This window comes from Tractidigestivibacter sp. (assembly GCF_050946515.1).
Taxonomy (GTDB): Bacteria; Actinomycetota; Coriobacteriia; order Coriobacteriales; family Atopobiaceae; genus Tractidigestivibacter.
The window spans coordinates 21,705-35,391 of sequence record NZ_JBMNUX010000015.1 but is presented as its reverse complement, the minus strand read 5'-3'; the positions used below and the strand labels follow the sequence as shown (position 1 = coordinate 35,391).

The 13,687-nt window shown below is 61.8% G+C and carries 6 protein-coding genes; all 6 read left to right on the top strand.

Going from position 1 to position 13,687, the window contains the following annotated elements:
- The first annotated feature begins 58 nt into the window (after nucleotides 1-58).
- The 6 genes from ACOYJL_RS08900 to mfd all read left to right on the top strand — a co-directional run bounded on the left by ACOYJL_RS08900 (nucleotide 59) and on the right by mfd (nucleotide 13,653).
- Nucleotides 59-1,204 (top strand): glucose-1-phosphate adenylyltransferase, encoded by a 1,146-nt coding sequence (locus ACOYJL_RS08900; RefSeq protein WP_433569874.1) that lies wholly within the window; start codon nucleotides 59-61, stop codon nucleotides 1,202-1,204.
- Nucleotides 1,205-1,207: 3 nt separating this feature from the next.
- Nucleotides 1,208-2,299, top strand: coding sequence for a glucose-1-phosphate adenylyltransferase subunit GlgD (glgD, locus tag ACOYJL_RS08895; protein ID WP_433569873.1), 1,092 nt, complete (start codon nucleotides 1,208-1,210; stop codon nucleotides 2,297-2,299).
- A 10-nt stretch (nucleotides 2,300-2,309) separates the two neighbouring features.
- Complete coding sequence (gene glgA / locus ACOYJL_RS08890) at nucleotides 2,310-3,806, top strand: glycogen synthase GlgA (RefSeq protein WP_433569872.1); 1,497 nt, start codon at nucleotides 2,310-2,312, stop codon at nucleotides 3,804-3,806.
- A gap of 329 nt (nucleotides 3,807-4,135) precedes the next feature.
- Nucleotides 4,136-7,396 carry a 4-alpha-glucanotransferase gene (locus ACOYJL_RS08885; RefSeq protein WP_433569871.1) on the top strand — a complete coding sequence of 1,087 codons (3,261 nt, stop codon included), beginning with the start codon at nucleotides 4,136-4,138 and terminating at the stop codon, nucleotides 7,394-7,396.
- A gap of 258 nt (nucleotides 7,397-7,654) precedes the next feature.
- On the top strand, nucleotides 7,655-10,135 hold the full coding sequence (locus tag ACOYJL_RS08880) for a glycosyltransferase family 2 protein (RefSeq protein ID WP_433569870.1): 2,481 nt from the start codon (nucleotides 7,655-7,657) through the stop codon (nucleotides 10,133-10,135).
- A 50-nt stretch (nucleotides 10,136-10,185) separates the two neighbouring features.
- On the top strand, nucleotides 10,186-13,653 hold the full coding sequence (gene mfd, locus ACOYJL_RS08875) for a transcription-repair coupling factor (protein ID WP_433569869.1): 3,468 nt from the start codon (nucleotides 10,186-10,188) through the stop codon (nucleotides 13,651-13,653).
- Nucleotides 13,654-13,687: the final 34 nt, after the last annotated feature.

Sequence of the window (13,687 nt, the reverse complement as noted above, 5' to 3'; positions counted from 1 at the left end):
AGGATTGGCATTAGGTATCAGAAGGTTTGGTCGTATCGATGAAGGGATTGGGGGACCTATGAGCAAGAAGGAATGCATTGCTATGCTTCTTGCAGGCGGGCAGGGTAGCCGACTCGGCGCCCTTACCAGCAACGTTGCTAAACCCGCCGTGTCGTTTGGCGGCAAGTTCCGCATCATCGACTTCGCGCTTTCTAACTGCGCGAATTCGGGCGTCTCGACCGTCGGCGTTCTGACGCAGTACCGTCCGTATCTGCTGCACTCCTACATCGGAACCGGCGAGGCGTGGAACCTCGACGAGCGCGATGGCGGAGTCTCCATTCTGCCGCCTTACGCAACCCAGACGGGAGGCGCTTGGTACGAGGGCACGGCTGACGCCGTCACGCAGAACATCGGCTACATCGAGCAGAACGACCCTGAGTACGTGCTGATCCTCTCGGGCGACCAGCTCTACCGCATGGACTATGGCAAGATGCTCGAGAACCACAAGCGTCACAACGCAGACCTCACGATTGCCGTCATGCCCGTCGCTTGGGAAGAGGCCTCGCGCTTCGGCATCATCACGCAGGACGAGGACGAGCGCATCCTCAAGTTCACCGAGAAGCCCAAGAAGCCCGATTCGAACCTCGCTTCCATGGGCATCTACATCTTCAACGCCGACCTTCTCATCAAGTCGCTGAAGGAAGATGCCGTCGACCAGACGTCCGAGCACGACTTTGGCAAGAACATCATCCCGAAGCTGCTCGCAGAGGGCAAGCGCCTGTACACCTACGAGTTCAACGGATTCTGGCGCGATGTCGGTACCATCTCCAGCTATCACGAGACCAGCATGGACTTGCTGGGACGCGACCCCGAGTTTGACATCTACAGCAAGGACTTCCCGATCATGTCCAACGCCTCCACCCGTCCGCCTGCCTACATCGGTCGCGACGGCGACGTTGATGACTGCCTTGTCGGCAACGGCTGCCGCGTGTTCGGGCGCGCGCGCCACTCGATTCTCTCGACCGACGCCTACGTCGGCGAGCGTGCCACCGTCGAGGACTCCGTCCTGCTGCCTGGCGCTGTCGTCAAGGAGGGCGCGCATGTCGTGCGTGCCATTCTGGGAGAAAACTCAGTCGTCGAGGAGAACGTCAACCTCGGCAGCGTCGACACCACGAAGGACACCGCCGTCATTGGCAACGACGTGGTTGTCGGGAAGGGGGAGTAAGCGATGGAGAAGGTCATCGGCCTTATTACCTGCAACTATTCGGCCAAGTCGCCGAGCCCGCTTGTCGAGAATCGCCCGGTTGCGTCCCTGCCGTACCTCGGTCGTTACCGCCTTGTCGACTTCGCGCTCTCCAACATGGTCAATGCGGGCATTCGCACCGTCGGCATGGTCATGCCGTACAACTACCGTTCGCTGATTGACCACGTTGGCTCCGGCAAGGACTGGGACCTCGACCGCAAGAACGGCGGCCTGTTCATCCTGCCCGGCTCCGCCTTCGGCACCTCTCGTACGGGCGCGCGCTTCCTTCTGCGCGACCTCGTGCACAACAAGGCGTACTTCACCAGAAGCACCGCAAACTACGTGGTCTTCTCGACTGCCAACTTTGTCTACAACATCGACCTCAACGCGCTGATAAACGCGCACGTCGCTTCTGGTGCTGACATTACGGTGCTCACCAAGCAGGCCTCTGACAACGACGAGGACGTCTCCTGCTTCGAGCTGGATAACGGCCGCGTGACGGGCATGCACCACGGCGCCTCGTTTGGCGACACCATGTTCCTCGACTGCTTTGTCATCAGCCGCCAGCTGCTGCTTGACATGTTCGACTGGTACGCCGCCACCGACTACCTCGACATCTTCGAGGCCATGGGTGCCGACTTTGGTCGCGTTAACGTCCAGTCCTACAACTTCAACGGCTACGCGATGCCGATCTTCAATAAGAAGAGCTACTACCGCTCCAACATGGACCTGCTCGACCCGCGCATCAACGACGAGCTGTTCCCCGAGGGCCGCTTCATCAAGACCAAGGCCCACGACACCTCGCCCGCCAAGTACGAGAGCGGCTCCCGCGTCACCAACTCGCTGGTCTCCGCCGGCTGCCGCATCTACGGCTCCGTTGCCGACTCCGTGCTTGGCCGTAACGTCATCGTCGAGAGCGGCGCGACCATCCGTGGCTCCATCATCATGCAGGACTGCGTGATCAAGAGCGGCGCTCGCGTTGAGAACGCGATTGTGGACAGGAACAATACGGTCTCCGCTGGTACCGAGCTCAGGGGCACCCCCGAGGACGTGCTCATCAAGGGCAAGGGCGAGTAGGAGAAACAACATGCCAGAAAGCGCTCACAGAAGAAAGCTGCGTATACTGTTCGCCTCTTCCGAGGCTGTGCCTTTTGCCAAGACCGGCGGCCTTGGCGATGTTGCCGGCTCGCTGCCGCGCGCGCTTAAGCATGCTGGGGCAAAGGTTGCGGTTATCCTGCCCAAGTACGGTACGATTCCCGAGCAGTACCGCAGCCAGATGAAGCATGTCGCAGACTTCTACGTTCCGCTCTCGTGGCGCAACGTCTACTGCGGCATCGAGAAGCTCGAGCTTCAGGGCCTGGACTTCTACTTCGTCGACAACGAGCAGTACTTCAAGCGCGACGGGCTCTATGGCTATGGCGATGACGGAGAGCGCTTCGCGTTCTTCTCGAAGGCAATCCTCGAAGCGATAGTCAAAGTCCCTGAGCTGGCGTGCGACGTCTTGCATTGCAACGACTGGCAGACCGCGCTGTGCCCCGTGTTTCTGAACGAGTTCTACCGCGGCGCTCCGCAGTGCGCGGACATCAAGACGGTCATGACCGTGCATAACATCAAGTTCCAGGGGCAGTTCGGGGACAACATGCTCTCCGACGTCCTGGGTCTTGCCGACATTCCTGCCGCGCGCGACCAGCTTCATGGCGATGGAAACTCCATCAACTTCATGAAGGGCGGCCTGTGCTATGCGGACGCCCTCACCACCGTGAGCCCGAGCTACGCCTACGAGCTGCAGATGCCGTACTACGGCGAGGGCCTCGACGGAATTTTCCGCCGCCGCTCCAACAACCTCACCGGCATCCTCAACGGCATCGACACCACCATCTGGAACCCCAAGACCGATGCGCTGATTGTGGCGAACTACTCCTCTGACGACCTTTCCAATAAGGCTGAGTGCAAGCGAGCCTTGCAGGAGGAGCTGGGGCTTCGCCAGGATCCCACTCGCCCGCTCGTGGTGATGGTTGGCCGTCTGACCAACCAGAAGGGTCTTGGCCTGGTGCGCTATGCCATGGACGGCATCATGAAGCGCGGCGTTCAGGTGGCCATTTTGGGCACCGGCGACGCCGACCAGGAAGAGGCATTCCGCTACTTCGACTCTCGCTATGGCGACATGATGTGCGCGAAGATCATGTTTGATTCCGATCTCTCGCATCGCATGTATGCCGGTGGCGACATCCTGCTGATGCCCTCTGAGTTCGAGCCGTGCGGCCTGTCTCAGATGATTGCCATGCGTTACGGCACGCTTCCGCTGGTTCGTGAGACCGGCGGTCTGCGCGACTCCGTCATCCCCTACAACAAGTTTACGGGCGAGGGTACGGGCTTCCGCTTCTCTAACATGAACGCGGACGAAATGGCCGATACCCTGCTTGGCGCTTGCGAGATCTTCTGGACCGATCCCGATCTGTGGAAGAGCCTTCAAGTTCAGGCCATGGGGACTGACTTCAGCTGGAAGAAGGCCGCCAACCAGTATATGGACGTCTATCACGGTCTTCATCCTGAGGTCATCCGCTATAACAAGCGTCGCGATTAGTCCATCAGCTCTTAGCGTTTTGTCCTCACAAGCGGCGCCGCCATTCTCGGGCGGCGCCGCTTTTTTCTTGGGGTGCGAGCTCCCTGGGAAAGGCGCGGTCTCCCGCCGGAAAAGGGTCACGTGGGATGGTTGCGGCAATAAGAGGTGGCTAGTGCCGATTCAATCTTTCGGGGTGGGACCCTTTGCATATTTATATGCGCCCAGGAGCCTTGCGGGGATATGTTGTTAGGTCGCCAACAGAAAACAGCTACACTTGACCTTTAGTATTTGTCGCCTACCGCTGGCAGCGTTTGTCGCCGGTGAACCTAATAAGAGAAGAGGCCCGCCTCGTGAAGGCCAGACACGTTACCTCAGAGAAGTCATATCGCGATCCGTTCGGTGCCATTGAGCTGGGAAAATCCGTCACCATTGGCATTGACGTGTGGGACGACGACGTCGTTTTCTGCACTTTGCGCGTATGGACCGACGCGCACGGAGAGCGCCTGATTGATATGCGCGGCGTCAAGGAAGACGGTGTGACGCACTACTCTACGACCTTTACTCCCGAGGAGACGGGAGTCGTGTGGTACAGCTTTGACATCGAGGCTTCCGATGGCGCCGTCTGGCGCTATGGGGCGCAGCAGGGATGGACAACCGGCGAGGGCGCCTTTGCCTACGGAGACCCTCCCTCGTTCCAAATCACGGTGTATCGCCAGCGTAAAGTAAAGCCTAACTGGTATCGGAACGGCATTGTCTACCAGGTATTTCCCGATCGCTTTGCCCGTGGCAAAGACTGGAGGGAGCGTTCGGAGAAGGCGCTTTCCAAGCCGCGCGGCGGAGGTCCGGAGCGCATGCTCATTGATGACTGGAACACCCCGCCCACCTATGTCCGCAACGACAAGGGCGAGATTCTGCGCTGGGACTTCTACGGCGGCACGCTCGAAGGCATACGAGAGAAGCTCCCGTACCTGAAGGACCTTGGCATTACGGTCATCTATCTCAACCCAATCTTCGAGGCCGCAAGCAATCACCGCTATGACACCGGAGACTACCAGATGGTCGACCCCATGCTCGGCGACACCGAGAGCCTCAGGAGGCTCTGCGTCGATGCCGCCGAGATGGGTATCTCGGTGATTCTGGACGGCGTTTTCAATCACACCGGGTGCGACTCGCGCTACTTCAACAAGTTTGGGACCTATTCCGATACGGGAGCTTGGCAAAGCCCAGACTCTCCGTATCGCTCCTGGTACTCGATTCATGATGACGGGAGCTACGAGAGCTGGTGGGGCGTGCCAGACCTGCCCGCCGTCAATGAGGACGATCCTTCTTATCACGAGTTCATCTGCGGACACGACGGCGTTGTCCGAACGTGGATGAGAAGCGGAGTGGCCGGCTGGCGCCTTGACGTGGCTGACGAGCTTCCTGACGGCTTCATCGCTGACATCAAGAAGGCGGTTCTCGACGAGCGTCCCGACGGCCTTTTGCTGGGCGAGGTTTGGGAAGACGCAAGCAACAAGACTGCATACGGCAAGCTCCGCCAGTACTTTGAAGGCGACGAGCTCGACGGGACTATGAACTATCCCCTGCGCACTGCGCTGATCGCCTTCATGCGCAACGAGATCAAAGCGCCCGAGCTCGCGCGGCGGCTTGAACAGATTCGCGAGAACTATCCTCGTGACGCGTTCTACTCTGAGCTCAACCTGCTTGGCAGCCATGACCGCGAGCGCCTGTTCACGATGCTGGGCGGAGCGCCCGACCCTAGCACCTTAAGCGGGGACCAAGCTCAGCGCTATCGCCTGGACGAGGGGCAGCGCTCCCTTGCCAAGAGCCGCCTGTGGACCATCGCGCTTCTGCAGATGACGCTTCCAGGCGTTCCGTGTGTCTATTACGGCGACGAGCAGGGCATGGAGGGCTTCCGTGACCCCTACAACCGTGGCGCTTTCCCCTGGGATGGCGGCGACAAGGACTGCTTCACCATCTATCGCAACGCAATCGCCCTTAGAAAAACGCTGCCCGTGCTGACGGACGGGGAGTTTGAGCCTTTCTCTGTGGGGGATGACGTCTTCGGCTTCTGGCGTCGTAGCGATGGCGACAGCGTTTGCGTCCTTGTGAACGGCAGCCTCTCCGACGCCCATACCGTCCAGGTTCCAACCGTGACGGGGGCAGAGGTCTCCGACGTCGTCTCGGGTGCGGAGCCAAAGGTTGAGCATGGTCGCGCCGAGGTCTTCCTTTGGCCGCTCGGGACCTCTGTGCTTCACTTTCATGCGCATGAGCGCCTGCAGAAGCCTCTTGAGCGCGGCATGGGCGTGCTCTGCCACATCACATCGGTTCCCAATGACGGGAAGCCCGGCACGCTCGGAACGCCGGCAAAGCGCTTCGTAGACTGGTTGGCAAAGTGCGGTCAGCACTATTGGCAGGTGCTTCCGGTAAATCCGACTGACGAATTTGGCTCCCCCTATGCCGGTCTTGCTGCATTCGCTGGCAACCCGCTCTTGCTTGAGTACAGCCCCGAGGAAGTTCTGGACAGGCTCCAGGGCATCGAGGAGAACACCGAGTTCATTGAGTTCTGTGAGGTCAATGATTATTGGCTGACTCCATATGCGACGTTCTGCTCCATCAAGTCGATGCTGGGGGACGGTCCCTGGCAGTCGTGGCCGGCTCGCTACCGCAGCTACACTTCGGAGCTCGCGTCTGACCCCGAGCTTGTCTCGGGCGTCGAGGAGACGCGCATCTTGCAGTTCGAGTTTCAGCGCGAGTGGAACGAGCTGCGCCAATACGCAAACTCAAAGGGCGTCAAGATCATCGGCGACATCCCGATGTTTGTCTCTTCAGACTCCGCTGACGTCTGGAGCGAACCTGACATCTTTGTGCTGGACGAGAACGGTCGCGCAGCTCGCCAGGCGGGCGCTCCCGCAGACAACTTCTCTCCCGAGGGACAGCTGTGGGGCAACCCAACGTACAACTGGGATGCGCTGCGCTCTGATGGCTTTGACTGGTGGCTGCGCCGTCTTCAGCGCACCTTCAAGCTTTATGACTACGTGCGCCTTGACCACTTCATTGGCTTCTCGTCGTACTTCACGATTGACGAGGGCAAGCGCGCAACCGAGGGAAGCTACGCCTTTGGTCCGGGCTCCGAGCTCTTTGAGAAGGCATACGAGCTCTTTGGGCCGCTGCCGCTGATTGCAGAGGATTTGGGCGTCATTACTCCGGCTGTCCGCGCCCTGATCGCACAGACTGGCATTCCGAGCATGAGCGTCGTCCAGTTTGCCGACCAGGACGTTCGCAACGAGTACACGCCCGTCTCGAACGCCGTCTGCTATACCGGTACGCACGATACCCAGACGCTCGTCGGCTGGTGCGAAAAGAGCTTTACTGGCGGCAACGAAGCCGAGGCCTGCACCCTAGCAAAGGAAATTGAGCAGCGGGTCGCCGCGGTCAAAAACGACGTAGTGATTATGCCGCTGCAGGACGTGTTGCTTCTGGACGACAAGTCCCGCATGAACGTTCCGGGCGTTGCCGAGGGCAATTGGACGTGGAAGGCAAGCCGAGAGGACGTCGAGGCCGCTACGAGCTACCTCCGCAGGCTCGCGCAGGAGTCCAACCGCGCTTAGCGGCCAGCCGTGCTCAGAAAAACTTCTTGCGGGTTGAAGGGGGCACCTCCGAGAGTCGGGATGCCCCCTTCGCGATGTTAGGCCCGATTGCGATTCTTCCAATCTGCGTGGCGCCACGTCGCTGCGGCTCGGGCATGCGTCGGCTTCGGTCTGCCGACCTCCAACCTCTTGGAAAGCCGCCGCATTTCAAAGGCCGTCTTTCTCGTGGATAATGGGATGGCTTGGAGCGGCTTTGGGATAGTTGGGCTGGGAGAGTACATGGAGCTGTTGGGTGCTTGTTCGGGAGATCTATACGACTATGTTGCGATTCGCGCCCCGCGATCGGCCGGCGTGCTCCGCGCGCATCTCGAGCTCTCTTCCGGAAAGCCCATCCCCACGATCGTGTGCTCTACTGGCGGCTCAGGACGCGAAGATCTGCTCGTCTCGTCAATCGACCGGGATGCCCTTGCCGGGTGGGTCGTAGCTGTTCCACACTTTGACGTCGACGGCGTCGCCGTGATTACTGCGGACAGCCAAATTCGCGTTCCTCTTGTCGAGCGAGACCTTCGGCGCGAGACGCACCGCTACGAGCGCAGGGACCCCACGCTTATCTTGGCCATGCGCCATGCCGAGGATCGTATGGCTAGCGGGAGAACGACGATCGAGGTCACGCAGGTCGTCCCCGCTTCTGGCGCAGATGTGTGGCGCGTGCGCGTTGACTATAGGAGCCTCGACGCAGCCGACTCGCTCGAAGGCACGCCCGCGCTTCGCGTGCTGGGAAGCGATGGCAGCCAAAAGCCTGGGGTGCCTATCGTGCTCGATGACGCGCTTGGGGCAGACGATGACGGCATCCCCGTGCGTCACGTTACCTTCTCGATTCGCGTCCGCCCGGAAGAGGCGGAGAGCGTCGTTATTGCTGCAGACCTTGATCGCGGGGAATCGCCGGCGCGCACAGACCCAACCGCTCTTGGCAGGGCGATCGCCCCCAGTGCCGCGGCCGGCGTCATGGCCCTTGGCCATGCCGCAGCCAAGCTTCGGAGCTCCTTTGCGGTCAGCACGGTCGATGCCGAGAACGACAATGGCTACGAGCTCTGGTTTGACCGCCATCGCTTTACCTGGGCAGACGCTGAACGCCAGCGCTCGCTGTGCGTGGCGCATCCTCAGGAAGTCTTGCCCGTGTCGGTCGTGCTACCGGTGGGGTCCGGCCAGAGCGACGAGGCCGCCAAGGCGGCGGCGACCATCTCTGCCCAGTCCTATCCCGTGCGCGAGCTGCTTGTCGTTGGGGCGGCCTACGATTGCGCGGCGGCAACATCTTCGGGAGGAAGGCGAGCGCGGCACCTCATGGTGACGGGCGATGCTGCCACGCTGGTCAATGCCGCTCTTTCGGCGCTCGACGAAAGCTCGACCCACGTCCTTCTCGTGAGCCCAAAAGACAGGCTCGAGCCAAGCGCGCTCTGGTGCTTGGCGCGGGTGGCCCAAAAGACGGGCTGCGATATTGCCTATTGTGATGGGGACGCCATGTCGAACGGGCATCTTTCCGCTCCTCAGATGCGGCCCTTTGCCAACCTCGGCAAGTTGCGCTCCATGGACTACCTTGGCAGCCCGGTCCTCATTTCGCGCAGTCTTCCTTCCCGCGTGGGCTGGCTTAGCGATGCCTCCTGCGAGCGCTGGCCATTCTCCACCCTGCTCTACGATCTTGAGCTGCGTGCTTTTGAGAGCCATGCGAGCTTTGCACAGACTCCGCACGTTCTCTCGCATCGCTGCGGCGACGAGTCCGGCATCCACGAGGGGTGCCGAGCCGCGCTTCAGGCGCATCTTGCCCGTTGCGGCGTGAGCGCAAGCGTTGAGGATGGTCCTCGCCCACGCAGCTTCCTCATCCGCTACGAGCTGCCGGATCCCGCACCGCGCGTGAGCATCATTCTTCCTAATCGCGATCACGCCAATTCTCTTGAGGCCTGCGTACGCTCTCTGCTTGCAAATACCGACTATAAAAATTTTGAAATCGCGATTATCGACTGCGGGAGCGCTGAGCCTGCTACGCACGAGCTCTGCCGTCGCCTTTCCGCTGATTCTCGTGTGCGCGTGATTGGACGGTCCCCAGAAGGAGGGGAGACGCAAGGCGGCCAGCCAGCATTGAACTATTCCGCCAGCATCAATTATGGGGTCGCCCGAACCACAGGCGAGCTTTTGCTGTTTTTGGATAACGACGTGCGGGCCGTCGATGCGGCCTGGCTTGGCGAGATGGTGGGCCAGCTCAACCGTCCCGAGGTGGCCATCGTGGGTGCAAAGCTGCTTGGCGAGGATGGGCTCGTGCGGCATGCGGGCGTTGTCGCCGACGGCTCTGGCCGCAACATGCTTCTGAACCGCAATATCATGGGGACCGCACCCGGCTACCTGTTGAGCGCGGCGCTTCCGTCGGATTTCAACATGGTGACGGGCGTCTGCCAGCTTGTACGCCGTGAGGTATTTCAGAAGCTTGGGGGCTATGACGAGCGTCTTGCGGTAGGCTACAACGACAGTGACTTTTGTCTCCGTGCTCGCGAGGCGGGCTATAGCGTGACGCTTGCGCCCCGCGCATGCCTTGTGCATCGCGGGCTTTCCTCGTGCGACGAGGGCGAGTGCAACGCCGATGCTCGCGCGCGTCTGTTTGGCGAGCAGGGCTACATCAGAGGTCGCCACGCCTCGTTCTTCGCAAGGGGCGACGACGCCTTTAGCCTCGAGCTTGACCGCTGGAGCGAGCATTGCCGGCTGCCCTGGTAGACAGGCAAAGGTCGCTCTGACTGATTACCCAATCAAGGAGTCTGCCTTTCATGTTCGTCAACCGCGTCTCTCGTAAGCTGCTCTCTGACTCCGAGCTTGCTCCGCTGCTGCGCAAGCTCGATTCTGGGGAGGATGCGTCGCTTGCCGTTGGGCAAAGCGCGCGACCGCTGGTGCTGGCGGCAATCTGGGCACGCGACCCTCGCCCCTGCTTGCTTGTCGTGTCTGGCGAGGAAGCCGCCGACCGTACTTCTCGCGCCCTTGCGGCATGGCTCGGCCAAGACGTTGTGTGCCGCTATCCCGCGCGTAAGGACTATCCCTGGTCTGACAAGGCGCCTGACGACGCGGTGATTGGCGCTCGTTGCCGCGCTGCGGCTCGTCTTTCGGCTGGCGAGAAGTGCGTGGTGGTAGCCTCCGCGCCCGCGCTCCTGCGCCGCGTCCCGCCCGCCGGATCGGGCTACTTCGTATCGAGCACCTTTTCTGTTGGCGACGAGCTGCCCTTCTCGGACGTCCCGGCTCTGCTCGTGGGAATGGGATACACCGATGCCGGGGACGCCGGAGACGTGGACTCTCCCGGAATGTTTCACGTGCATGGCGACACGGTCGACGTCTTCCCAGCTCAGGCCACCTCTCCGGTGCGCATCGAGTTCTTTGGCGACGAGATCGACCGCGTGCGCCGCATGGTTCCCTCCACGGGCCAGACCATCGGCGAGCTTGATTCCGTCGAGGTCGTGCCCTGCCGCGAGATGGCGCTGACAGACGAGACCGTCGCCCATGCCGAGCGCGCGCTGGCAAATCGCGCGCATGACAACGCAAAGGTGGCCGCGGACCTCGAGCTGATTGAGGCCCGCTCTGCCGACCCCACGCTTGAGCGCTACCTTCCTGCGCTCTATGGGTCGACGGGCAGCCTGGTCGATCACGTCTCGAAGGATGCGCTGGTTGTCCTTGCCGAGCCGCGCGCCCTCTTTGACGACTGCCAGCGCGCCTATGACGAGATAGAAGCGTCGGCCAACGGCGCCCATGTGAGGCTGGATGGGCTCTTCTCGAGCCCGCGCGAGCTCGACTTTGGCAAGCAGCAGCGCCTGACGCTTTCCTCCATCCTTCGCGCCGGAGGCATCGTCGACGCCGAGCTCAAAGTGCGCCAGCCCAACATTGCCGGCGCCGACTCTAAGCTTATCGGCGCAATCAGGCAGCTGGTGAACGACGGTGACAGCGTTGTCTTCGCAGCGCCCGACCGCTCTGCTCGCGAGTCTCTTGAGCTGCGTCTTACCGACGAGCACATTCCCTTCTCGGAGTCTTTGGGCTCAGCCGCAGAGAACTCGGTGCCTGTGACGTCGCCTGACGCCAACGAAAAGCCCAAGCCCATCCCGCGCGGCAGCGTGACCTTTATCGACGCGCCTGTTCCAGCCGGCATCGTGGTCCCGTCCGCCGGTCTTGCCGTACTGTCGATTTCCGACCTGACGCCGCGTACGGCCCGCCAGCGCCGGCGCGCCCGTCGCGTTGACCCTACGACGGTCACGTTTCCGTTCAAGCCAGGGGACTACGTAGTTCATGCTACGCACGGCATCGCGCTCTTCTCGCAAATCGTGCGCCAAGAGGTGGCTGGTCGCGAGCGTGATTATTTTCTGCTCGAGTATGCGGCGGGAGACAAGCTCTTTGTGCCGCTCGAGCAGGTTGACCGCATCACGCGCTACGTTGGCCCGGACGGCTCGTCCCCGCGGCTCACGCGCCTGAACACGGCGGATTGGTCGAGGGCAACGGGCAAGGCGCGGAGGTCCGCAAAGAAGCTGGCATTCGACCTCGTGGACCTCTACACGCGCCGCGCTTCAGTGACGGGATTTGCGTTCTCTCCTGACACTCCTGCGCAGCTCGAGATGGAGGCGAGCTTCCCCTACAAGCTGACGGCCGACCAGGAGTCTGCCATCGCCGACATCAAGGCCGACATGGAGTCCCGAAAGCCCATGGACCGGCTGCTCTGCGGCGACGTGGGCTTCGGCAAGACCGAGGTTGCCCTGCGCGCGGCGTTCAAGTGCTGCCAGGACAACAAGCAGGTCATGGTGCTTTGCCCCACCACGATTCTCGCCGAGCAGCACTTTGAGACGTTCTTTGAGCGCTTCTCGCCTTTTGATTTGCGCGTTGCCGTGCTCTCGCGCTTCGTGACGCCCGCTCAGCAGCGCAAGGCCCTCGCTGGCTTTGCTGACGGCAGCGTCAACGTGCTCATTGGCACTCACCGTCTGCTCTCGGCCGACGTCAACCCCCATGACCTGGGCTTGGTGATCATCGACGAGGAGCAGCGCTTTGGCGTGCAGCACAAGGAGCAGCTCAAGAACATGCGCGAGCAGGTGGACGTGCTCACGCTCTCCGCAACGCCCATCCCGCGCACGATGCAGATGGCCGTCTCCGGGGTGCGCGACATGAGCCTGATCATGACGCCGCCGCCGGGCCGCCTTCCGGTGAAGGTGCACGTGGGGGAGTGGGACCCCGACCTGGTGTCCGCCGCCATCAGGCAGGAGCTCGCACGCAAGGGGCAGGTATATTACGTCTCCAACCGCGTGACCACAATCGACGACGCGGTGGCTCGAGTGATGGAGGCCGCGCCGGAGGCCCGCGTGGGCGTGGCGCACGGGAAGATGAGCGCGCGCGAGGTAGAGGACGTAATGCTCGCCTTCCAAGAGCACGAGATAGACGTGCTCGTGGCCACCACAATCATCGAGAGCGGCATCGACAACCCGCACACGAACACGCTGATCATCGAGGACTCGCAGCGCCTAGGCTTGGCGCAGCTCTACCAGCTGAAGGGGCGCGTTGGTCGCGGGCGCATCCAGGCCTATGCATACTTCATGTTCCCGGCCGACCAGCCTCTGACCCCCGAGGCAACCGACCGCCTGACTGCCATCAACGAATACCAAGACCTTGGCAGCGGCATGCGCATCGCCATGCGCGACCTTGAGATTCGCGGCGCGGGCTCGCTGATGGGCGCCGAGCAGCACGGCAACCTCTCCAACGTGGGCTTCGACCTCTTCACGCAGATGCTTGGCGAGGCCGTAGCCGAGGCCCGCGGCGAGACCAAGGAGGTCGAGCAGCCTGAGGTCACCATCAACCTACCGGCCGACTTCTACCTTGCCGAAGAGTACCTGCCTGAGGTCGACCGTCGCGTGCTCGCATACCGGCAGCTTGCGGCAGCGACCGAGCTTTCCGATGTGGACGAGGTGCAGCACGACCTCGAGGAGCGCTACGGGGCCCTGCCGCTTGCCGGCCGCAACCTCTTTGACCGTGCCCGGGTGCGCATCCGCGCCCAGCGCCTGGGCTGCACGTCCGTCTCGCTTTCGAATGGGAGGCTCATCTACCAGGGTCTCGACGTGTCGCGCGCTACTGCGTCCAAGCTCAAGGAGCATGGCGCTCTGGTCTACCCCAAGACGCACAAGGTTGCCTACCCCTTCCACGTCAAGCAAGAGGAGGTCATGCCCGCCGCGCTTGGCGTTCTGGAAGAGATTGGCGGCGACGACGAGAGCGACGAGTAGCCAAGGTCCCGCGGCGTCGAACATCTTTATGACA

Coding starts and splice junctions, on each gene's coding strand:
- glgA (WP_433569872.1), top strand. CDS start 2,310: ATGCCAGAAAGCGCTCACAGAAGAAAGCTGCGTATACTGTTCGCCTCT.
- glgD (WP_433569873.1), top strand. CDS start 1,208: ATGGAGAAGGTCATCGGCCTTATTACCTGCAACTATTCGGCCAAGTCG.
- mfd (WP_433569869.1), top strand. CDS start 10,186: ATGTTCGTCAACCGCGTCTCTCGTAAGCTGCTCTCTGACTCCGAGCTT.
- ACOYJL_RS08880 (WP_433569870.1), top strand. CDS start 7,655: ATGGAGCTGTTGGGTGCTTGTTCGGGAGATCTATACGACTATGTTGCG.
- ACOYJL_RS08900 (WP_433569874.1), top strand. CDS start 59: ATGAGCAAGAAGGAATGCATTGCTATGCTTCTTGCAGGCGGGCAGGGT.